We start from the raw sequence: 22,745 nt of genomic DNA, 5'->3' as shown, positions 1-22,745 counted from the left end.
TTATGTTTACCATCCTACTCAAAAGATTTTGAAAAATTAAACAGAAATGCAAATAAATAACCAAAGTCGTGATGTGTTCTATGTTTCTGACGGTACGGCGATAACATGTGAGACATTAGGGCATGTTGTTCTCGGTCAATTTCCGTTCATTCCTAACGAAAAAACCTTTCCGTTCGTAGAAAGCCAGGACAAAGTTGCTGACGTTGTAAAAGAAATTGAAACTTCCTACCAACGCAATGGCGTCAAACCTCTGGTGTTTTTCTCTATCGTGGTGCCAGACGTACGTGAAATGCTGCTGGAAGCGCCTGCATACAGCTACGATGTGTTGGAAAGCATTGTACAGAAAGTGCAAGACGACATTCAGATGGCACCAAAACCCAAGTTGCAGCGTTCTCGCAGTGTGGGGAAAGATTCCGATACTTATTTCGACCGTATCGCGGCCATTGAATATACATTGGCGCATGATGATGGCATCACGCTAAAAGGGTTGGAACAAGCCGATATCATCCTGCTGGGAGTATCGCGCAGCGGAAAAACCCCCACCAGCCTATATATGGCGATGCAGTTTGGTTTGCGTGTCGTGAACTACCCATTTATCGCGGAAGACGTGAAGATGATGCGCTTGTTGCCTGAGTTTGAGATCCATCGTCATAAATTATTCGGGCTTACTATCGACCCTGAACGTTTGACTGAAATCCGTGAGAATCGTTTGTCTGGAAGTGATTACGCCAGTACTGAGCAGTGTAAGTTGGAGCTAGACACCGTAGAGGCGTTGTTTAGAAGAGAGGCGATCCCATACATCAATACGTCCTCTCTGTCTGTTGAGGAAATTACTACGCGTATTCTGGAAAAAGCAGGAATGAAGCGCCGTTTGTTTGGTTAACCAGGGGCGCCAACATCGTCGTGTGCAAGAGGAGGCGAGTAACACCTCCTCTTGTGCATCTAAAGATGCCTTACACAGAATGATTTAATAGTATTGGAACATCTTTTGGATGTCTTGATAGTTTTTGGTTTGAGTCAGTGACAGCATCAGTAAGATACGTGCTTTTTGTGGGTTTAGTGTGCCTGAGGCAACAAAGCCATATTTGTCGTCATCAATTTCAGCATCCAAAGTGGTTGAGCCGCTAGGCGTTCGGGAGCTCCTTACAACAACAACGCCATCTTTGCTCGCTTTTTCTAGCTCATCAAAGACCGTGTGGTACAAGTTACCATTACCCACACCAGCACTTACAATACCGTCAAACTTGGCATCAACAAAGGCTTTGACTGGTAAGCTCGACGCATTTGCATAGTTATAAACAATACCTACTTTAGGTAGTGTGTTAAGTTTTGATACATCGAATGGTGTTTCTGTGGTGTGTTTACGCTCTGGGCTTCGTTGATATTTGGCATCGCTATTATGAATGTAACCGATAGGGCCAAAGTTAGGTGACTGGAAAGTACTGACGGAAGTGGTGTTTGTTTTAGTTACGTCTCGCGCGTCGAATATAGTGTCATTCATCGCGACTAACACGCCGCGCCCTTCAGAATCTTCATCGGTGGCTGTCACGACGGCGTTGTATAAATTAACTGGGCCATCAGCACTCATTGCGGTGGAAGGACGCATTGCACCGACGATCACGACTGGCTTTTTGCTCTTGACGGTAAGATCAAGGAAGTAAGCGGTTTCCTCTAACGTATCAGTACCATGAGTGATGACGATACCGTCAACATCATCTTGAGCGAGCAGTTCGTTGACGCGTTTGGCTAATTTAAGCCATACCTCATCATTCATGTCTTGTGAACCAATGCTGACTACTTGCTCTCCGGAAATATCGGCAATGTTGGTCATGCTAGGTACCGCAGAAATCAATGATTCAACGCCGACTTTACCTGCTGTGTAGTTTGACTCTGTCGCAGATTGACCTGCGCCTGCTATGGTGCCGCCAGTGGCAAGAATTTTAATGTTCGGAAGATCGGATTGCGCAAAAGAGAACGAACTGATGCATAAACCGAGAGTTATCGTACTGAGGCGGAAAAGATTTTTCGTCATGGGAATCACCTGCTGTTAGGTTGGATGTTGGGGAACTCATCTATCCTAAAAACAGCGGGTTAGATTTTTTGAGCACTAGTTCAACAAATTGCAGATGAAGATCGTGATCAAGCAATCAGTTAAAGAACATTAATTCAAACAATTAACTTAAATAACGTGCTTCTTTAACAAGTGAGATGTACTAATAACGTGCACAATGCGTTATATGCTCTAATCTATTGATTGATAAATAAAGAGGGAAGGGAGGCGCGATTAGGTTACTAAACACGAATTGAGAAGTGCAATTTCTTCAAAGTTTACAGTGTAAAAAAAAAGCGGCTTTACCCCGGAACAGATAAAAGCCGCTTGCCAATGATGTGTTAATTCACATCTTATCGCATAATCATTTGTTCACGGCCTGGACCCACAGAGACCATTTTTACTGGTACGCCCATCAGTTCCTCAATTCGTAGAACGTATTTCTGTGCTGCTACTGGAAGCTCTTCAAACTTACGACAACCTGTGATGTCCTCGCTCCAGCTTTCCATCTTCTCGTAGATTGGCGCAAGAGATGCCGTTTGAGGCCAGATTGGGTTTTCGCTGTGGTCGCCTTCGTAGCCAACACAGATTTTCAGATCGTTAAGGCCAGTCAAACAGTCTACTTTCGTTAGTGCAATTTCAGTTGCGGCTTGCAGTTCAACGCCATTCTTCGTAGCGACTGCGTCGAAGTAACCCATATCGCGCGGACGACCTGTAGTTGCACCGAACTCGCCTGCAAGTTCTCGGAAAGCATCTTGCTCTTCCATTGCCGTGATCAACGTACCAGTACCTACTGATGAGCTGAATGCTTTTGCAACCGCAATAACGCGTTCAGGACGAAGTGCTGGAAGACCACTGCCGATACCCGCATACATTGATACAACGTTAGAAGATGTTGTCCAAGGGTACTCACCGTAAACAAGGTCACGACCCGCGCCAAGCTGCGCTTCGAACAATAGTGTTTTGTCTTTTGCTTGTAGCTCTTTTAAAGGAAGCGTTACGTTGCAAATTGAATCGCGCCAAGGTGCAGACACCTCTAGCAACCAGTTCGCCATTTCTTCCGCGGTTTGCTCGAACTCGAACGTCGGGTAAAGCGCACGCAGTTGCGGCAGTTTCCAATCCATCATGAATTGAAGGCGTTCAACCAATACTTCTGGTTGCTTCAACCAACCAACAAGAATGCCTTTCTTCATTACGCGGTCACCGTACGCAGGTGCAATACCTTGACGAGTTGAACCGTATGCTTTGTCGCCTAAACGTTGTTCTTCTAGCGTATCTTCTAGTGCGTGTAGAGGTAGACACAGTGTTGCGCGATCAGAGATGCACATATTCACTTTTACGCCCGCTTCTTCAACTTCCGCAATCTCCTGAGACAGCAATGCAGGGCTGATAACCATACCCGGACCTAATACTGCCAAACAGTCTGGGTTGAAAGCGCCACTTGGTAGCTGGTGCAGCTTGAACGTACCTAGGTCGTTAACCACGGTATGACCCGCGTTGTTACCACCTTGGAAACGAATGCTCGCAGAAGCTTGCTCTGCCAAAAAGTCAACGATGCGGCCTTTGCCTTCATCACCCCAGTTTGCACCCACAACAACGATAGACGACATAATTTAATCTCCAAAAACAGATGCAAAAATCTTAAGGTGTTCGCCATAATAAGAGAAATTAATTATACTCATTAACTTGATAATAATTTCATATCGGAATTGGCTATGTTAGATTTGAACTGGCTGCGAACCTTCGTAACTCTTGCAGAGGTAAAACATTTTGGCAAAACAGCGACGGAGCTGCACATGACGCAACCGAACGTCAGCTTGCATATCAAGCAGTTGGAGCAGGCCACGCGCACGAAATTGATTGAGCGAAATCCTGTGCAGTTGACGCAAGCGGGGAAGCGTTTGTTAGATACGGCGCAGCGGATGCTTAATGAGCTGCAAATTTGCCAATCGGATCTCAATGCCATCAACGATCTTACGCAGGGGACGCTTTCTATTGCGGCGAGCGATATTGTTTCACGTTTACTGCTTATCAAACCATTTCAGCAATTCAAAAGTGAATACCCGGGTATCGACTTGGCATTGTTCAATACCACGTCTTCTCAAGCGGTGGATTTGGTGAAAAGTGCGCGTGCCGATATCGGCTTTGTTATCGCACAAAAAGAGAGTCAACCGCTGCATTTTACGCCTCTCACGCAGATTCATTGGTGTGCGTTTGGCGATAACATTTTTGAGTGGCAGGACAATCGAAAAGAGAGCCAGACGTTGATTCTGCTAGGGCACGACACGCGAACCCGTGAGCTGATAGATGCGTCTTTACCTGAGTTAAATCTGCCGAAGCATCGCGTGATGGAAGTGGGCAGTGTGGAAGCACAAATCGACTGGGCAGAAGCAGGATTTGGTACCGCCATTGTGCCGGATTTCTCTCTTGATCCGAAGTTAACGCTTTCCCGAGAAGTCACGCCTTTGCCTAGTTTTCCAAACACCGATTTCGGCTACATTGTGCGCCAAAATCAGGTGCTCTCCAAAGCCGCCAAACAGCTACTCACTTGGGTTGGAGAGAATGTGTCAGTGGTGGGAGAGTAACGGATGAAAGATGACGACATTATTGTTTCGCTGCCCTCTCTGATTCATCGCATTGGCGGTGAGAATGCTAAACGCATTAAAGTCATTGCGGCGGATTGTGGGTGTGACGTTAAGCGAGTTAGGCGCTCTCGTCATTGGCAAGTTTCTGGAGAAGCTTTGAACTTAAAAGCGTTACTTGATCAGCTAAAAGCAGGACAGTGTGAAGAGCTAAGGTTTGTGATGAATAAGTTGGAGAAAGGGTTATCCGTTCATCAGGACAAACTGGAACCGTTGGAAGAAAAACTGATTCGGTTGGTGGTGCAAAACCCAAATATCACCTTGGCGGAGTTGATGACAGAAACGCACTGTACGATTGCGCAAGCCAGAGCAGCTCGGTTTGAAGCGGAAATGCTCTAGCGTAGAATTTTATTTACTCATTCTAGCAGCCAATGTTACGGTGCGGGCTATTACTAAAAATTAAGGCCATTTTTTATCATGGATATTTGGAAGCTCCTCCTTTTTATTCCCGCTTGCTTTGCTCTGAATATGACTCCAGGCCCAAACAACTTATTGGCAATGAATAATGCGCGTTGTTACGGTTTTCGTGCCGCGTTTGTCGCTAGTTTAGGGCGTATTACGGCATTTTCTGGCATGATCGCGTTGTCTGCCTCTGGGCTCGCAGTGATTTTGTACACATCAGAAATGCTGTTTTTAGCGTTAAAGCTGGTGGGTGCGTTGTACCTATTGTGGATTGCATTCAACCTTTGGCGTTCGGAATCGAGCCCGCTCTCTGAGTTAACTAACTCACGCAACTATGCAGGGCTTGCGAAACAAGAGTTTACGCTTGCCGCCGGCAACCCGAAGGCGATTCTTATTTTTACTGCATTTTTGCCGCAGTTTGTAGATGTGAACGCTAACGTTCAAGAGCAGTTTTTTGCCCTTGGCTCCACGTTTTTGATATTAGAAATGGTCGCCATTTCAATTTACGCGATTTTTGGTTTGTACCTTAGACATTGGTTCTCAAATCCAAAAATGGCGAAACGTTTTAATCGCGGATGTTCGCTGTTTTTAGCCGCATCTGGTGTGAATTTACTACTAAGTAAGCAATAACGCACATCATTTCTGTAGCGTATTTTTTCTATTAAAAAAAGAGCCGCTGATGTTATATCAGCGGCTCTTTTCGTTGATGCATCTATTGTTTGTTGTTACCACATCAAGTCATCTGGCACGACGAAATCTGCGTATGGGTCGTCTTCTGCTGGAATGTCCGATTCTGGTTCTTTCTGTTCGATGATGACGGATTCATCACGTTGAGCAATTTTATTTGCTACTCCGCGTGGAATGACAACGTAGCTTTCACCGACAATAGCAATGGCTAGAATGCCTTTAATCAACTGTTCACGGATGAGAGCATCAACATACAGTGACTTAACCAAGGTGCCATGGGTGAAGTTGTACTTAATATCGCCATCTTTTAAGTCGATCTTGTTCATCTCAATCAATTGATTGATTTGCGCTTTGATCTCTTTATTCAAACGCTCGGCATTTTGCTGTTCGCTCAATTGTTTATCACGCTCTAACTGTTGGCGTTTATTCTCTTCAACCGCCGCTTTTACTTCGCGTGCTTGAACGCGTGATTTTTTAGAGCCTTTCTTCGCTTTCTTTAGTTTCTTTTCATTAACTAAGCCAGCTTTCAGCATTTGTTCTTGAAGGGTAAGTTTTGCCATGTTTCATCCAGTTAGTGCGCAATTTTGTGCATTTTAGCGAGTCCTTATCAGCAAGGAAAGGGCGATGATGACACGTCGGAGAAATTATCGGACTCAAGCAAACGCAATGCGTCCCAAAGCATCACTTGGTTGGAGCTTAGTACAGGAATACCAAAGCGGCTTGAGAAATAAGGCAGTAGATGCATGACTCGCATGTTCGTGCATGAAATAAATACCGCGTCCACAGTGCAATCAATCGACTCAAGCAGCTGCGCTAAGGCATTTTCTACGTCTTGCCCTCCAATGGTTGGGATATGGGGATCGTAGTCGAGATTGAAATACCCAAAGGCCAGAACGTCAATGCCATGTTCGGTCATGGACTCATAAAGTGGGTGATTGACGTCATTGGTATACGGCGTCAGCATAACGATTCTTTGAGCTTGATGGTGTTCAAGCGCTCTCAGTGCGGCTTGCCAAGGGTTAGTTGTTATGGCTTCGGGTCTCTCTTGACGAATTAAATCAGTGATTTGATCGGAGCCAATGAGCACACTAGCTGACGTACAGCCAAACGCCATGACGTTGATTGGCCACATTGGCACGATGGTGCGTACACACTCGCGGATACTGTTTTGCATGTCTGTTAAGTGCAGAGGATCGACAGTACCTGTGGTGAGAAAGCGTGAAGTGTATAAGCGAACATCTGCGGGTAAATGCTCGCGCCATTCGTTTTCTAGCACATAGTCGGTCGCGAGTTGAATGAGTCCGATTGAACGTTGATAAGCGGAGACATCCGCCGAAAACTCAAACTGAGTGGTTAAAGATTGAAACGTACAGAGCTCTGGCATGTTACGGCCCTCAAAAAGTGCGGTGGTTGCCCACCGCGAAAGTCACAGGGAATAAGTTACATCGTGGATTGAATGCTGGTGAGTTGTTGAGCGGTATAGTCAGCGATTGCGGTGTCTTGAACGCCAGTTCCCGTTAAATCACATACCGAAACATCGTCAATACGCCTTGAGTAGGGGTGCTTGCCGCAAATGATGTCGCCAAGTTCGACTAGGCTACGGGTGAGCGGTTTGTCTACACTGCGTAATTCGCCAAGTGATTCTGACTGACTGATTCGATCAACCACCAGATGCTCAGCATTTAGGATGACTGAGGTGGCAAGCTCACGTTTATGAGGACTGTCTGAACCCATAGCGATCACGTGTGCTCCTGATGGGATATCTTCCCAATTCAGCAAAGGTTCTTTTGATGGCGTTGTCGTGACAATAATGTCGGCTTCTTGGCATGCTTGCTGGATAGAGGGGTGTACAGATACGGATAGATCGTATCGTTGCTCCATGCGTTGTTTGTAAGCCTGCGATTTTGTGTTGTCTCTTGCCCAGATGTTCACTTGGGAGATTGGCCTAACTAATTTTATCGCAGCGACTTGGAGTTCTGCTTGAAGCCCACTGCCAATAACCGTAATTTTGGATGCTTCTGAGTTCGACAGGTATTTCGCGGAGATAGCGCCGGCGAGAGCAGTACGAATGTCGGTTAGATACCCTTCGTCAAACAATACGCTATCAACCAGCCCTGTTTTCGCGCTAAAGAGCACCATCAAACCATTTAGGCTGGGTAGTCCCAGTTTTGGGTTATCAAAAAATCCTGGGCTGATTTTTATCGCGAAGCGCTCATTACCTTTGATATGCGCCGTTTTTACATCCACTTCGCCGTTATGCTCTTCGATTGCCATACTAAGAACCGGAGGCATGGTGACGTTGCCTTGCCCAAGCGCTTTGAAGCCATTTTCCACGGCCGCTAACGCATTAAGATCTAACTGAGTTACTTGCTCTATCTGAGATTTATTATAGATTTTCATTCGCACGACCTCGGTTATTCTTTGACTTGGCGGCCAATTTTTAATGCCGTCTCAAAAGTGTCTGAAGAGACGTTTTTTCCACTGAGCACCAAAACGACTTTCTTACCGCGTAAGTCCAGTTGATGCTGGTGAATGGCGGCAAGCCCCACTGCGGCCGCGCCTTCTACGGCAAATTTTTCTGCATCGAAAATATCTGCCATGCCTTTGGCGATGTTGTGTTCACTGACTAAAAACGCTTTATCCATGACTTCTTGCACGAGTTTGAAGGTATAGCGATTGTCTAAACCTATGCCGCCACCTAAGCTGTCAGCAAACGATTCGTGCTCTTCAACTTGTACTGGTTTTCCTGCTTTAATGCTTTCTACCATCGCTGCGCCTTTGTCCATGGAAACGCCATACACGTTCACTTTGCTGCTGTTTGATTTTGCGGCTAAGCCAATACCACCAATCAATCCGCCGCCAGATAGCCCGGCGAAAATGACGTCGACATCAGGAAGATCTTCAATGATTTCTAGTCCAATGGTCCCTTGTCCGGCGATGATGTCTGGGTGTTCGAATGGTGAGAGATAGGTCATCGACTCTTCTTCTGTTAGCCTCAATGCTTCTCGCTCCGCGTCGTCTTGAGCTTGCCCAACAATTCGAACTTCTGCGCCTAATGCTTTAATTGCGTCGACTTTGTTTTGTGGCACTAAATTGGACATACAAATCACGGTGCGGACTCCTAGTCGTTGCCCAGCATAAGCCACGGCACGGCCGTGGTTACCAGTAGAGCAAGTGACGACGCCATGTCGTTTTTGTTCCTCACTCAGTTTGTTCATGGCATGAGTCGCTCCACGCAATTTAAAAGCACCAATAGGTTGTAGTGTTTCCAGTTTTAACCAAATTTCACATTGATATTGTTGCGATAACAGTGGTGAGTGAAGTAATGGTGTGCGACTGACTAATCCGTTAATCGCTTTCTTTGCGGCAAAGATTGCTTGTGTTTCCATGTAGTACGTCTCTTAGGACCGCCCCCTCTAATTTGGTCAGAGGGGGCGGTAATCATTGGTAGGTTTGTGAGTTGGTTAATTCGCGGCTATTTTGGCTGCCACTGTTTAGACGTGACGAGGTTATCCATCACTTTATTGACCGCTTGGTGCGCTTTGTCGACAATAGTGTCGATGTCATTACGATTTGCGATAAGCGGTGGAGCAAAGCCGAGGATGTCACCATGTGGCATGGCGCGAGCGATTAAGCCTTGCTCTAAACAGGCCGCCGCGATTTGCGGACCCACTTTCAAGTTTGGATCAAAGTGTGCTCGGCGGAGTTTGTCTGAAGAAAACTCCAACGCATGCAACAAGCCAACGCCACGAGTATCACCGACCAATGGATGATCGTTAAACGTCTCCGCCATACGTTGCTGCAGGTAAGCACCGACCTCGGCTGCGTTTTGCACCAAGCCTTCACGTTCAATGATATCGAGGTTGCAGTTCGCGGCTGCCGCTCCCATTGGGTGACCGGAGTAGGTATAACCGTGTCCGATAGCGCCCCATTGGTCGGTACCGTTTTCTAGCACACTCCAAACTCGTTCACCCACGATCACGCCAGACAGCGGTTGATACGCTGAGGTTAATCCTTTCGCTACCGTGATGAGATCCGGTTTCATGTCGTAGTGCAGCGAACCAAAATCGGAGCCGAGGCGACCAAAGCCACAGACCACTTCATCCGCAATCAAGAGTACATCGTATTTGTCGAGTACTTTGCGAATCGCCTGCCAGTATCCTTCTGGTGGTGGCACAATACCACCAGTACCGAGCACTGGCTCCGCAATCATCGCTGCGACCGTTTCTGGGCCTTCTTCCAAGATCATCGCTTCGAGTTGATCCGCACAATATTGAGAGAATTCAAGCTCAGACATACTCTCGTCTTCACGGCGATAGTAATACGGCGCCATGGTGTGCTTGATGCGCTCAAGCGGTAAATCAAAATGTGCGTGGAACAGAGGTAGCCCTGTCATTGAACCCGAAGCGATACTTGAGCCATGGTAGCCGCGATCACGGGAGATAATTTTTTTCTTCTCTGGTAGACCACGAGCATTGTTGTAATACCACACCAACTTAAGTTGAGTTTCGTTCGCATCACTGCCTGACATGCCGTAGTAGACTTTACTCATGCCTTCAGGCGCCATTTTGATGATGCGATCTGACAGTGTCACTAGTGCTTCGTTGGTATGACCGACGTAAGTATGGTAGTACGCCAGCTCTTTGGCTTGTTCATAAATAGCATCGGCCATTTCAGTCCTGCCATAGCCAATGTTCACACAATACAACCCGGCAAAGCCGTCTATCAGCTCGATGCCTTCTGAATCGGTGATGCGTATTCCGCTTCCGCTCGAGATAATTCTTCCCGAAAGCTCCCCAGCCGCATACTGCTTCAGGTGGGTTGAGGCATGAAATACTCTCTGACGGTCGATCTCTAAAAGTTGTTGGGTTTTGTTGCTCATGATCCTTCTCCTCGAATAATTGGATATCCATATTTCGTGCCTTAACTGCCACTGACGGTTGGTAAAGCGCCTAAGCAGCAGTATTTGATTTCACTGTATTCTTCAAAGCCGTGGCGACTGCCTTCTCGTCCAAGCCCTGACTGTTTCACACCGCCAAATGGGATAGGGTGGCCAGTCATCTTGACGGAGTTCACGCTCACCATGCCAAATTCCAAACCACGCATGCAGCGCCAAATTTGGTGAATATCGTGACCATAAACATAGGCAGCTAAGCCGTACTCAGTGTCGTTGCTCATTTCAATCACGGTATCTAAGTCTTGGTAAGGCAATACGCCTGCCACAGGACAAAAATTCTCTTCGCGATACACCGCCATATCAGGGGTGACATCGGCTAGCAATGTCGGCGCGAAGAAGTTTTCGCCTGGTACGGGCTGGTGGTATCCCGCTACCAATCGCGCGCCTTTGTCGAGTGCGTCACGCACCAAATCATGCGCTTTATCCACCGCAGCGCGATTGATCAGCGGCCCCATGGTGGTTTTTTCATCTAAACCATTGCCCAAAACGATGTGGCTCATTTCTTTGGCAAACGCTTCCAAAAACGCTTCGTACTTATCTTCGGGGGCGAAAATACGGTTTGCGGCCAAGCAGTCTTGTCCTGCAGTTTGAAACTTGGCATCCACGGCGGCTTTGGCTGCTTGCTCGACATCCATATCTGGCAGCACGATGAAAGGGGCATTACCGCCGAGCTCCATACTGCACTTCTTCACGGTTTGTGCCGCGTCGCGCAGCAGCAACTTACCCACTCGAGTTGAACCTGTGAACGAGAGCGCTTTGACTTTATCGGAGTGACACAAGGTTTGTGACACCATCACCGCATCGCCAGTAATCACGTTAAATACACCAGGTGGAAAGCCGGCTCGGTCTGCTAATTCTGCCAAGGCCAATGCGGAAAAAGGCGTTTCGCTGGCAGGTTTGATGAGCACTGGACAGCCTATCGCTAATGCTGCGGCGGCTTTACGGGTGACCATTGCATTAGGAAAATTCCATGGTGTAATCAGAGCTGCGACACCAATCGGCTCGCGTACCGTCGATAGTTGCGCATTCGGAATATGACTTGGGATGGTTTCGCCATAGCTGCGGCGTGCTTCCTCTGCAAACCAACGAACAAAGGATGCGCCGTAGTCGATTTCACCCAAAGCATCACCTAATGTTTTGCCTTGCTCCATAACCATCAAACGAGCAAGATCTTGTTTTGATTCTAAAATCAGATCGTGCCAACGCATGAGAATTTCAGCGCGTTCTTCTGCTTGCATTTTTCGCCATTGACGAAAGGCTTGGTCGGCTTCATCAATCGCTTGATAGAGTTGTTGCTGAGATAGCTTGGTAATGTAGCCGATGACCGTACTATCCGCTGGATTATCCACCGGATGAAATTGGTCACCACTTACCCATTTGCCATTTACGTACGCTAAACCTCTCACCAAACGTACGTCTTTCATTATCGCCATCATGTCGTGTGAGGCTTTTAATTCCTCAGCATGTAAGCTGTGCAGTGCTGTCATGAGTCCTTCTCCCAGCGTCGTTGTCCATAGTTAAACTGTAATGGAGAAGTGACCGAAATAATTTCTGATGCCGAGGTTTAAACCATCAAAAATTTCTTTTCCACACCGTTAGATATGGTGATTTTTCTGGTCGTCTTTTAAGCGTGTTTTCCCTTTTAGAACAAGGCGTTTTGGTTCACTTCTAATGTGCCTGCATCACGTTTGATTGTTTTCGTCACGATGTAAGTAAAGTAGCGCTCAATGCCCACTTCTGACTCTAACCAGTTGTCGATAAGCCGCTGATATTGATCAATATCTTCCGACTGAATTTTGAGGATGTAATCGACACCGCCGCCTGTGGCATAACAATCAGTGACTTCTGGTGAGTGTTGAACCAGTTGCTCGAAACGTTTGAACGCTTGGGCGCTGTGCTCTTTGAGCGTAACTTCAACCATGACTGACGTTCGTTTGAACAAAACATCGGTATTTACTTTTGCCCCGTAGCCTTCAATGATGCCTGCTTCTTCCAGTTTTTTGACTCGCTCCCAGCAAGGGCTCACAGATAGGTTAATGGCCTCGGCAAGGTGAGATTTGGTAATACGGCCATTGTCATGAAGTATTTGTAGAATTTTTACGTCGTAGCGATCGAGGCGCATAATTGGTCTCCCTGTAAAATACCAATCAGTTCAGAATAGTTGATGATTGGTCAACCGCTATAAGGTGGCCCGAAGGCCACTCCTTTTTCTGTTATTGATTCTGTTATTGATTGAACTCTTGTTCCAGTGAGCTCAGCACTGCTTTACCGCTGTCGCCTGTAAGCTCGATGTATTTGTCCCGCATTGGCATAGAAGCTTGTTTAAATGCTGCACGTTCGTCACTGTCGAGTTTTATCATCTGCATATCTGGTTTGGCTTGCTTAATTTGATCAAGACGTTTTTGGTTAAACTCATCCTGTTTTTCAAATATAAAGTCAGTCATACCAGCGATGACTTTATTGACCTGATCTTGGCGGGCTTGTGGGAGGGTTTCGAACCAACTGTTGTTGGTAATGACAGTCGTAGTAAATTGTTGCTGTCCTGCCCAGATCATGTAGTCGTTCACTTCGTAGAACTTCATTTCTTCGATAGCAAAAACGGGGTTTACTTGACCATCGATCATTTTAAGTTGCAGAGCACCATAGACTTCTGAGTAGGGTAAAGGCGTAGGGTCGGCTCCAAACGATTTATAAGCCTCAACCAGCATTGGCGATGCCATCACGCGCATTTTGAAGTTATCAAAATCTTTTGGAGAACGAATCTCACGGTTGGTCGTCCACACCATTTCACCTTCTGGATACATAGTGAGAAGTTTGAGGTTTTTCTGTTCTAGCTTTCCGCCGAGTGTGTCATAGATAGTAGGGCTTGAACTCAGCACTTTTTTATTCACATCATTGTCTTGCGACAAAAGGTAAGGGATGGAGAAAACCTGCATTTCGGGCACGAATGAACCAAAAATACCTGGCGATGCGTTGGTAAATTGGATAATACCGTTCGCAGTAAGCTCGGTAAGATCTTCTGACTGACCCAATGTACCGTATGGATAGACTTCCACTGTGACGTCGCCATCGGTTGCATTTTCGATGCGCTTTTTAAACTCTTGCGCATAAGCATCTTGCACCGAGCCTTTGACTTCTTCTAGAGCGAATTTCCACGTCTCTGCATAAACATTGCTGGTGGCAAAGCTGGCAGCGATCAGTACGGCACTCGTTAGGTAGCTGTGTTTCATCGGATTCATCCATTTCTTCCTTAATCAGTTTGTGAGTCAATTCACCAACGGCAGGTGATACACCAGACCCGATGTTGTGTCGTGTTTAGGGCGTGTTGACCTTTCGAGCTGATTTTTGCAGCGATTTGTGGGTGGCCTGCATAAAAAGCCGATAACGCAGTAGAAATGAACCACAAAGGCTGCCCGAAGGGTTCGAGCTAGGCGCCCCCGCAAAAATCGTTTTATGCTTTGTTGAAGACCATTTGCTTAGAATGACTAGGCTGCATAGTCTTTGCCGCGCCTAAAACGATTTTACCTCGAACAAAATTTAACCGCGAAAGGTCAATACGCCCTAGTAAGAGTTAGTTTAATTCGCCACAGTCTTCGGCAATTACGGCGACCGTGTCACCAATGTTGACCATGGCAGGGAAACGACGTGCAGCAAAAATCCCACTGCGCTGCGCTTTGTATTCGATTGGGTCGCTCCCTGTACGCTCGGTTGAATAGATTCTTGCCAGTACATCGTCTTGTTTGATGGTATCGCCAAGCTCAAATAAGTATTCGGTGATACCGTTGTGCTGGCTTTGCACGTAGCAACTTGCATCGGGCATATCAAGCAACCTAGTTGGCAGGGTTGGTTTTTCGTAATCACCTGATAAGTTGCCCGAAAAACGCAAGAAGTTACGAATACCACGGTCGGCATAAGCGATGGTTTCTGGAGTGCTGGTTCCGCCACCTCTGAGCTCTGTGGTGACGAAAATTTTGCCTTGAGATTCCACTGCGGTGTCGTACAGGCTGGTGGCGTCCATTTCGAGCAAGATCATGGTGTAAGGTGCGCCAAACAGCTTTGCACCTAAGATGCATGCTTCTTCTTGATCGAGGTTGTCGAGGCGATGGGCTGCGGCGAAAGGCACGATGTCTAACGTTTTACCACCTGAATGAATGTCTAACGCAAAATCGCACATGGGTACTAAGTAACGAGTAAAGTAATCCGCGATTTTTTCGGTCACTGAGCCTACAGGGTTTCCGGGAAAGCTGCGATTTAAATTCCCTTTATCGATAGACGATGTGCGCGAGGCATTTTGTACCGCAGGTAAGTTCATCATTGGCACAATAATGACGCGACCTTGTATTTGCTCTGCTTGCAGCGAGTTTGCCAATTTTAGCAGGCTGGTGATGCCTTCGTATTCATCACCGTGATTACCGCCAGTAAGCAGCGCCGTTGGCCCGTGACCATTTTTTATCACGGTGATAGGTATCATGATGCTTCCCCAAGCGGAGTCATCATGGGAATAGGGCAGCGCTAAAAAGCCGTGCTGCACGCCTTCTCGGTCAAAGTCTACGGTGGCTGTGATCGAGCTCTTTTGCATATCGAGTCCTTTTTGTTCTTAAGCCCAGTTCAACAGAACTTACGGTTTGAAAAATTAGTGTTTAACAAATAAGTGGCGTGGAAAATCACACAGTGTTTTTGCACCATCACGGGTGATCACAATGCTTTCGGTGGTTTCTAACCCCCAATCTTCAAACCATAGCCCCGGCATAAAGTGGAATGTCATGCCTTCTTTTAATACGGTTTTATCGGTGTCTCGCAAGCTCATGGTTCGTTCGCCCCAGTCAGGAGGGTAGCTCAGACCAATTGGGTAACCACAGCGGGCGCCTTCACGTGAGAATCCTGCTTTATCCAGAACTTGGTTCAATGCGTTGGCGATGTCGGCGCAAGTATTGCCTGGTCTTGCGACTTCTAAGCCTGCTTCGAGACCTAAAGTTAATGCTTCATCTGCACGTTTGAATTTGTCGTCTGGTTCCCCAAGAAAAATAGTGCGAGAGAGTGGGCAATGGTAACGGCGATGCGCCCCAGCGATTTCGAAAAAAGTACCTTCGCCTTTTTTGAAAGGTCTATCGTCCCACGTTAGGTGAGGTGCAGAAGCATCAGAACCAGATGGCAAAAGCGGTACGATCGCGGTGTAATCGCCAAAGTGATCTTCATGCCCAAGTACTGCTTGGCGGTTAATCTCGGCGACAAGGTGATGTTTCGGCAATCCTGGCTCGATCATATCGAACGCGACGCGATGCATGTTTTCAACAATGCGAGCTGCGCGGTACATATAAGCCAGTTCTTGATCAGATTTAACGGCGCGACACCAATTGACTAGCCCGGTTGCATCGAGAAGTTGAGCATTCGGTAAGTGCGTGGTGAGTGACTCGTAAGCGGTGGCACTAAAGTAATAGTTATCTTTTTCCACACCGATACGGCCGCGATCCCAAAGACGTGGGGCGAGTACCGCTTCTACCAGAAAATCCATTGGGTGCAATGGTGGGTTCATCACATAATGGTCTGGGTAGTAGGTGATATTTTCTGCCGACATATACGCAGTTCTGTATGCCCCATTGGCATCTTGGCAGCGCCCAAACCAAACAGGCTCGCCAGATGATCCTACAACGACACATTGTGGGACATAAAAAGACCAACCGTCATAACCAGTCAGCCATGCCATGTTAGAAGGATCGTGAATGATAAGGACATCCAACTCTCGTTCTTCCATCGACTGCCGAACTTTTGTTAATCGGTCCTGGAATTCATCCAGTGTAAAATGCAAAGCAACGCCTCTCATATTTTCTCCTTGTTAAAAATCCGACGCCTTATGGGCCTTCGGAGACGTTGAGGTATTTCTACCTTCCACCAGGTCAGCCAGACCTGCGTTTAAAAACTATTGCAACTCACCACTGCGGCTGGGTTTGGATTAAACGATGCCATTTAACATGTTTGTTGAATCTATATTTCTCATGTCAATCATTACAATTGTGGCTCATTTTTGTGCATTACACCGCATTTGATGGCTAAAAACTCGCCATTTGTTAAATTGAAGTTACAATGAGCATTAAAAATGAATCAATTAAAATATTGTGTCATGACAATTTCTTTGAACCCGATCATTCGCCCAGGCACCGCTAAGTACATCTCCATTGGCAATTATCTTGTCGAATGTGTCCGCAGTGGTTACCTAAAACCCGGTACTCGACTACCCACACATCGTGAGTTTGCGGAGCAAATTGGCGTGAGCGTACAAACCGTCAGCCATGCATATGGTTATGCAGAGAAAAAAGGTGCGCTCGAGTCTTGGGTGGGAAATGGTACGTTTGTAAAATCAGGCTTTGTGGATGAAAGCACGGACACGGAGTTCATGCTGACGCAAGAGATGAAAGAAACGCCGGATGAAATTGATATGTCGATCGCTCATCCGGTAGTAACCGATCGCCACATTACGCTTTTTAATCAGGCGTTAATGGAAATTGCTGGGCAAACAAACAATCGCAGTTTGATCAGTAAAGCAAAGCCAGTAACAGGTCAGCCTCATCATATTGAGTCCGGAGCGCGATTTCTCAGTAGCCAAGGGTTAGACGTTGGTACCGATCAAATATTACTCACAAATGGTGCATGCCATGGCTTGACCTTGGCTTTAAGCACCGTTGTTGAACACGGTGATTTAGTCGCTTGTGGCCACTTAGTCGATCATGGCTTGATCTCTCGCTCGAGAATGCTTGGATTTAAGTTACAACCGCTTGAGATGGATGAGTTTGGTATCACGCCGGATGCATTTGAATGGGCATGTAAACACAAGCCAATCAAGGCGCTGTGTTGCACACCGAGCATGGCCAATCCGAATAGTGCGCATATGGACATTTCGCGCCGAGAGGCGATAGCAAATATTGCGAAGCAGTATGAGATCTACGTGATTGAAGATGACGTGTATGGGGCACTAGAGCCGAATCGTGTCCCACCTCTCGCCGCACTGTTACCCGAGCAGGCTTTTTATGTCACCAGTTTAACCAAAGTCGTAGCGCCAGGTATGCGTACGGGCTATTTAACGGTCCCACGTCATTTTTTACAGCATGCGATTGGCCGTTTAGCAGCGACGAGTTGGTCTGCGACCCCGCTACCGTTTGAAGTCGCTCATTTGTGGATCGAGAACGGTACATTAAATCGACTTATTCGATTTCAAGTCAATGAATTTGCCAAGCGCCAGCGAATAGCAAAAGCCACTTTAGAAGGGCATGTTTATAGCTCACACCCGAATGGTCAGCACATTTGGTTGAGGTTACCTGAGCAGTGGAGCAGTGATGATCTGGTCGCTTCGGCTAAGCGTTCGGGGGTGCAGATCACGGGGTATAAACCTTTTGTTCTCGATACTAATCAGCCAATGCCTTACGTGCGAATCAGTTTGGGAGCAGAGACTAATCGAGGCTACATCAAGCATGGGTTGTCTGTTATTGCAGAAATTCTCGATACAAACCCTCCAACCTCTCACTTTTTGGTCTGAGCAGTATGCTCTGACCAATTTTTTCTGCGAAAGCGCCAAGTTCAGAAAATCTTTCTTATTCACCTGATTGACTTGATTGTCATGAAAAAGATAACGTTTCATTAACATTTTTGTTGATCAGGAGCAGCGCGGATGAAAGGGATTTTTCAGTGGCTAGATAAATATATACAGAAAGCGGAGGCGGCACTGCTCATTGGCTCGGTGCTTCTTATTGCGTTGAACTCAATTGCTAACGTATTAGGGCGCTACCTCTTTAGCCAAAGCATCTACTTTTCAGAAGAACTCAATTATTTCCTCATTATCGCCGTCACGTTTATTGGTTGCAGTTATGCTGCCCGCCAATCTCGCCATATCCGTATGACGGCATTTACCGATATGCTTCCAAAGCGTATACAAACTTTAGCCAACGGCATTATTTATTTACTCACCGCTGCATTGGTGGCGGTACTAACTTGGTATTCGTGGCAATACATTGGCAAGGTGAGCCAAATGGGGCGTCTTTCTCCTGCAATGCAAGTACCTTTGAGTTGGGTGTACTTAATCGCACCGATTGGCCTTTTCTTTAGCACGGTTCAGTTCGCGCGTGTGGGTGGTCGCCATATCAAACGTTTCATAACGCTGACAAAGCTTTCACGCTCATCTCGACCAGATGGCATCGGCTCTGCCACTAAGCAGGAGAAAGCGCTATGACGACCGCTCTTGTTGCAACGATGATCACGTTGTTGGCTTTTGGCTTTCCGATGTTGGTACCGCTATTAGCGGCGACCATGTTGGGATTTATTGTTTTTCTTGGCTTGGGGCCAGATTTTATGATCCAGCAAATGCTTGCTGGCATCAAACCCGCTGCGTTGATCGCTGTGCCTATGTTTATTCTCGCGGCAGAAATTATTACCCGAGGCGTGGCAGCAACGCGCTTGCTAGATGTCGCAATGGCGTTTGTTGGGCACGTTCGTGGCGGTCTGGCGATCACCTCATCGCTTAGCTGTGCGATGTTTGGTGCGGTATCGGGGTCTACACAAGCCACCGTTGTTTCTGTTGGCTCTATTATGCGACCGAAAATGTTGGAGTATGGTTACAAAGACAGTTTTGCTCTGGCTTTGATTATTAACGCCTCTGACTTAGCGCTCCTTATTCCACCGAGTATCGGTATGATCATCTATGGTGTGGTGTCTGGAACATCGGTTGCTGAGCTGTTTATTGCTGGTATTGGACCGGCGATCGTGATTTTATTGATGTTTTCTGCCTACTGTTATTTTTATGCAGGTAAAAGCTCTGTAGAAAATGCCCCGCGAGCCAGCTGGAAAGAACGTTGGACCACAATACGTAAAGCGGTTTTACCATTTGGTTTTCCGATCATTACTGTTGGCGGTATTTATGCTGGAGTATTTAGCCCTACCGAAGCGGCGTCGGTTTCGGTGTTGTACGCTGTGTTATTAGAAATGGTTATCTTCCGTAAAGTGAAATGGAAGGAGCTTGGCGAAATCGCGCTTTCTACGGGCATGGTTACCGCGGTGGTATTTATCTTAGTCGCAGCAGGGGCTGCTTTTTCTTGGGTAATTTCATTTGCCCAGATCCCGCAAGAATTGTTGGGTATGATCGGGATTAATGATCTTTCGCAAACCGAGTTACTGGTCGTTATTTCAATTGCGTTCTTTATTGGTTGTATGTTCGTTGATCCAATCGTAGTGATGCTGATTTTGATCCCTATCTTTGCACCTGTGATTAAGTCCTCTGGCATTGACCCAGTACTGGTCGGCACCATCGTGACCTTGCAAGCAGCGATAGGTTCTGCAACGCCGCCATTCGGTTGTGATATTTTTACCGCGATTGCCGTGTTTAAACGTCCTTATGTGGAAGTGATTCGCGGGACACCACCGTTTGTGTTCATCTTGCTTTTGGTCTCCGTGATGCTGATTTTCTTCCCTTCGATTTCACTTTTCTTACGTGATCTAGCGTTTCGATAGTATCGACTAAACGCTCAAAGCCGCTGAATATCAGCGGCTTTTTATCTATGCTCTCAAACTGGTTCAACTTATCCTGTTCTCCAGTCTCCATTGGCTGGGCGACTTTCCTGTCCAACTGCGAAAGTGGCGGCTGAATACCGCAGTTTCTGCATAGCCCAGTTGCAATGCGATATCGGTAATACTCTGAATATTCTCACTTAAACGCTGCTCGGCGAAATCCTGTCGTACTTGTTGTAACAACTGTCGATAACTTGTTTCCTGCTGTTTCAACTTGTTTTGCAGCATTCTCGGATGCAGGTCTAATGCTCTTGCAACGCGCTCCACGCTGCATTCTCCGGTCGACAACAAACGACCAATCATATTCGCTGCTTGATCACTCAGATTGTTAGGATAGCGGGTTTGCAAATACTTGAGGTGCTGTTGAAAGTGGCGATTCAGTGCGTCTTCGTCTTGGTGATTCTTAGCGTTGAGCAGGTTGGCTTTGAGCAATACACCGTCAAACTTATCACCAAAACGCAGTTTGTTCTGTTGGGCAAACTTGCTTTGCTCTACTTCCAATGTTGCGTGTTGAGTCAAATGTAGCGCGAAGTGGCTTGCTTCAATATCGAGCAAACTGGCGATAAACATGGCTAAGTGTGACACACTTAGCTGCATCAACTGCGCAATACCGCGGTCACTATTCACATCAATATTGAGCGACAATCGTACCCAATCATCTTGTGGCGTCATGTTGAGAGTAACGCCTGACGAATGCAAATAGAGATAATCATTCACCCGCGCCAATGCATCACCGACCGTTTCAGCACGAGAAACCAGCATCGGCAAATCGCCTAAACTTTGCAGGTTTTGGCGCTCGGCGAGTAACGCACCAAACAACGGTTGCTTACAACGAGCAGCCGCTTCCTCCAGCAATTCAGCCAATCTTGGATAAGCGAGATACGTATCGGGATCGCGAAACTGCGCGGCAGACAGGCCAGCAGCGGCCATTATCTCTTGCGGATTCTGACCTAATTCTGAAACCAAGCTATCAAATTTATCGGCAGCGCCACTTCGTACGATATACATGTCTCGATTTTTAAATGTTAACAGGTTGTAAGTCGCAATATATCAAATTTACTTCGTAAAAGGTCAAGTGAGTGCCAGTGAGTTGATCTAAGTTACATTTCGATAACAACAACGCATGGATGAGAAGCTGTATGGAACTTATCAATAAAACTGCCATAGTGACTGGCGCTGCGGGTGGAATTGGGCAAGCTATTATTGCAAAGCTAAGAGAGCAAGGAGCCAAAGTGCTTGCTGTCGATATTTCAGAGCAATCACTGCAAATGTACGCAAGTTTTGGCTCTAAGCAGTTGGAAACCTTTGTTGCGGACGTCACCGATTACCAACAAGTCGAAGCCATGGTGAGGTACGCGGTCGAACAATTTGGCTCACTTGACATCATGGTCAACAATGCAGGTATCGGCGCACCGAAACCTCTGCTTGAACATGATCCTATCGCCGACTTTGAGCCTATCTCTAAAGTCAACCAAAACGGCGTTTACTATGGCATTCTCGCCGCTGGACGACAATTCCAAGCACAAGGCACACCGGGTGTGATCCTCAATACTTCTTCTGTTTACGCACGAATGGCGTCTGAGATGACTTTTACCTACAACGTCAGTAAAGCGGCGGTCGATATGATGACCAAATGCGCCGCATTAGAACTGGCACCATTGGGTATTCGTGTTTGCGCCGTCGCTCCGGGACGTGTTGATACTCCGATGTTAAGACAATACGACGAAATTGGCCTGTGGAATCACATCCGTAAAGAGCAGATGCGCCAAACCTTCACTCAACCAGAAGAAATCGCCAACGTGGTGACGTTTTTGGTCAGCGAGAAAGCCAACTGTATCAACGGCTGCACCGTCAGTGCGTCTGACGGTTTCGAGAATTTTAAGTACCCACTCATGGGATAGGCGAGCACGCCACATTACAGCAATAGCGAGGATGTAAGTTATGTCATTACCAGAAGTTATTCAGCATCAAGATTTCCTATTAACTCTTAATACCAATGAAGAGTCGATCATCAAAGACGCGCTACCGGGTGTTGATGTTTACCCGTTGTTTCTAGACCCAGAAAACGGTACTTGGGTGGTTCGCGCCAAATTCAAACCGGGTATCACTCTGCCTAAGCACTACCACACAGGTGTGGTGCATTTCTATACCCTGAGTGGCGCTTGGCACTACATCGAGTATCCAGACCAAGTCCAAACCGCTGGCAGCTACTTATATGAACCAGGCGGTTCGATTCACACCTTCCACTGCCCTGAAAGCTCAGGCGGTGCCGACGGATTTATGGTGATCCAAGGTGCAAACATTAACTTTGACGAAGAAGGTAACTTCATCAATATCATGGACGCGGGTTGGATTGAGCAAGTTGTTATTGCAACAGCGAAAGCACAAGGCTTCACCGCGCGCTACATCAAACCGGGTGCGATTGCTGGCCTCAGCGATGAGCTAGCGGAGTAACCCC

General features: G+C 46.9%; 22 protein-coding genes. 9 read left to right on the top strand and 13 right to left on the bottom strand.

The features are described 5' to 3' along the window. The first annotated feature begins 46 nt into the window (after nt 1-46). Complete coding sequence (locus tag NL644_RS07040; protein ID WP_005392709.1) at nt 47-883, top strand: pyruvate, water dikinase regulatory protein; 837 nt, start codon at nt 47-49, stop codon at nt 881-883. A gap of 84 nt (nt 884-967) precedes the next feature. On the opposite strand, the gene ansB is transcribed toward NL644_RS07040, so the two are convergent. Continuing rightward, a complete protein-coding gene (gene ansB, locus NL644_RS07035; protein WP_161446258.1) occupies nt 968-2,032 on the bottom strand; it encodes an L-asparaginase 2 in 1,065 nt (354 codons plus the stop codon). Nucleotides 2,033-2,403: 371 nt separating this feature from the next. Then, nucleotides 2,404-3,660, bottom strand: coding sequence for an adenylosuccinate synthase (locus tag NL644_RS07030; RefSeq protein WP_253658221.1), 1,257 nt, complete (start codon nt 3,658-3,660; stop codon nt 2,404-2,406). 105 nt (nt 3,661-3,765) lie between these two features. Between NL644_RS07030 and NL644_RS07025 the strand changes: the two genes are divergently transcribed. The 3 genes from NL644_RS07025 to NL644_RS07015 all read left to right on the top strand — a co-directional run bounded on the left by NL644_RS07025 (nt 3,766) and on the right by NL644_RS07015 (nt 5,724). Next, entirely contained in the window at nt 3,766-4,635 is an 870-nt protein-coding gene (locus tag NL644_RS07025) for a LysR family transcriptional regulator (RefSeq protein WP_237284855.1), read from the top strand. A 3-nt stretch (nt 4,636-4,638) separates the two neighbouring features. Continuing rightward, nucleotides 4,639-5,031, top strand: coding sequence for a ribosome recycling factor family protein (locus NL644_RS07020; protein WP_048624767.1), 393 nt, complete (start codon nt 4,639-4,641; stop codon nt 5,029-5,031). 78 nt (nt 5,032-5,109) lie between these two features. Then, nucleotides 5,110-5,724 carry a LysE family translocator gene (locus tag NL644_RS07015; RefSeq protein ID WP_114323419.1) on the top strand — a complete coding sequence of 205 codons (615 nt, stop codon included), beginning with the start codon at nt 5,110-5,112 and terminating at the stop codon, nt 5,722-5,724. Between the two features lie 95 nt (nt 5,725-5,819). Here the strand turns inward: NL644_RS07015 and NL644_RS07010 are convergent, their stop codons facing one another. The 10 genes from NL644_RS07010 to doeA all read right to left on the bottom strand — a co-directional run bounded on the left by NL644_RS07010 (nt 5,820) and on the right by doeA (nt 16,559). Then, nucleotides 5,820-6,341, bottom strand: a complete 522-nt coding sequence (locus tag NL644_RS07010) for a DUF2058 domain-containing protein (RefSeq protein WP_006741387.1) — start codon at nt 6,339-6,341, stop codon at nt 5,820-5,822. A gap of 47 nt (nt 6,342-6,388) precedes the next feature. Continuing rightward, on the bottom strand, nt 6,389-7,165 hold the full coding sequence (locus NL644_RS07005; protein ID WP_114323418.1) for an Asp/Glu racemase: 777 nt from the start codon (nt 7,163-7,165) through the stop codon (nt 6,389-6,391). A gap of 56 nt (nt 7,166-7,221) precedes the next feature. Then, on the bottom strand, nt 7,222-8,181 hold the full coding sequence (locus NL644_RS07000) for a cyclodeaminase (protein WP_253658220.1): 960 nt from the start codon (nt 8,179-8,181) through the stop codon (nt 7,222-7,224). A gap of 14 nt (nt 8,182-8,195) precedes the next feature. Next, nucleotides 8,196-9,170, bottom strand: coding sequence for a hydroxyectoine utilization dehydratase EutB (gene eutB / locus NL644_RS06995; protein WP_114323416.1), 975 nt, complete (start codon nt 9,168-9,170; stop codon nt 8,196-8,198). 86 nt (nt 9,171-9,256) lie between these two features. Next, nucleotides 9,257-10,663: an aspartate aminotransferase family protein gene (locus NL644_RS06990; protein WP_053808062.1), complete on the bottom strand. Its 1,407-nt coding sequence runs from the start codon at nt 10,661-10,663 to the stop codon at nt 9,257-9,259. A gap of 41 nt (nt 10,664-10,704) precedes the next feature. Further along, a complete protein-coding gene (locus tag NL644_RS06985; protein WP_114323415.1) occupies nt 10,705-12,225 on the bottom strand; it encodes an NAD-dependent succinate-semialdehyde dehydrogenase in 1,521 nt (506 codons plus the stop codon). 155 nt (nt 12,226-12,380) lie between these two features. Beyond that, entirely contained in the window at nt 12,381-12,860 is a 480-nt protein-coding gene (locus NL644_RS06980; protein ID WP_006741393.1) for an Lrp/AsnC family transcriptional regulator, read from the bottom strand. Nucleotides 12,861-12,963: 103 nt separating this feature from the next. Then, nucleotides 12,964-13,977 (bottom strand): TRAP transporter substrate-binding protein DctP, encoded by a 1,014-nt coding sequence (gene dctP, locus NL644_RS06975; protein WP_005392727.1) that lies wholly within the window; start codon nt 13,975-13,977, stop codon nt 12,964-12,966. Between the two features lie 332 nt (nt 13,978-14,309). Beyond that, nucleotides 14,310-15,317 (bottom strand): N(2)-acetyl-L-2,4-diaminobutanoate deacetylase DoeB, encoded by a 1,008-nt coding sequence (gene doeB / locus NL644_RS06970; RefSeq protein ID WP_006741395.1) that lies wholly within the window; start codon nt 15,315-15,317, stop codon nt 14,310-14,312. 54 nt (nt 15,318-15,371) lie between these two features. Beyond that, nucleotides 15,372-16,559 carry an ectoine hydrolase DoeA gene (gene doeA / locus NL644_RS06965; protein ID WP_005392731.1) on the bottom strand — a complete coding sequence of 396 codons (1,188 nt, stop codon included), beginning with the start codon at nt 16,557-16,559 and terminating at the stop codon, nt 15,372-15,374. 273 nt (nt 16,560-16,832) lie between these two features. Here doeA and NL644_RS06960 point away from each other — a divergent pair, with 273 nt between their 5' ends. The 3 genes from NL644_RS06960 (at nt 16,833) to NL644_RS06950 (ending at nt 20,230) form a co-directional block, all read left to right on the top strand. Continuing rightward, complete coding sequence (locus NL644_RS06960; RefSeq protein WP_104973447.1) at nt 16,833-18,266, top strand: PLP-dependent aminotransferase family protein; 1,434 nt, start codon at nt 16,833-16,835, stop codon at nt 18,264-18,266. A gap of 132 nt (nt 18,267-18,398) precedes the next feature. Further along, complete coding sequence (locus NL644_RS06955) at nt 18,399-18,956, top strand: TRAP transporter small permease (protein ID WP_047008059.1); 558 nt, start codon at nt 18,399-18,401, stop codon at nt 18,954-18,956. Then, entirely contained in the window at nt 18,953-20,230 is a 1,278-nt protein-coding gene (locus NL644_RS06950; protein ID WP_005392736.1) for a TRAP transporter large permease, read from the top strand. The genes NL644_RS06955 and NL644_RS06950 overlap by 4 nt, the downstream gene beginning before the upstream one ends. A 63-nt stretch (nt 20,231-20,293) precedes the next feature. Here NL644_RS06950 and NL644_RS06945 read toward each other — a convergent pair whose 3' ends face one another. Beyond that, on the bottom strand, nt 20,294-21,295 hold the full coding sequence (locus tag NL644_RS06945) for an AraC family transcriptional regulator (RefSeq protein ID WP_114323414.1): 1,002 nt from the start codon (nt 21,293-21,295) through the stop codon (nt 20,294-20,296). Between the two features lie 131 nt (nt 21,296-21,426). On the opposite strand from NL644_RS06945, the gene NL644_RS06940 reads away from it, so the two are divergent. Further along, nucleotides 21,427-22,188 carry an SDR family NAD(P)-dependent oxidoreductase gene (locus NL644_RS06940; protein WP_114323413.1) on the top strand — a complete coding sequence of 254 codons (762 nt, stop codon included), beginning with the start codon at nt 21,427-21,429 and terminating at the stop codon, nt 22,186-22,188. 40 nt (nt 22,189-22,228) lie between these two features. Then, complete coding sequence (locus tag NL644_RS06935; RefSeq protein WP_005479856.1) at nt 22,229-22,741, top strand: 2,4'-dihydroxyacetophenone dioxygenase family protein; 513 nt, start codon at nt 22,229-22,231, stop codon at nt 22,739-22,741. Nucleotides 22,742-22,745: the final 4 nt, after the last annotated feature.

The sequence above is a fragment of the Vibrio sp. Y10_XG_PY6 genome, from assembly GCF_024181795.1.
GTDB classification, from domain to species: Bacteria; Pseudomonadota; Gammaproteobacteria; order Enterobacterales; family Vibrionaceae; genus Vibrio; species Vibrio diabolicus.
The sequence above is the reverse complement of the archived record's forward strand: the minus strand, read 5'-3'. Positions and strand labels throughout refer to the sequence as shown.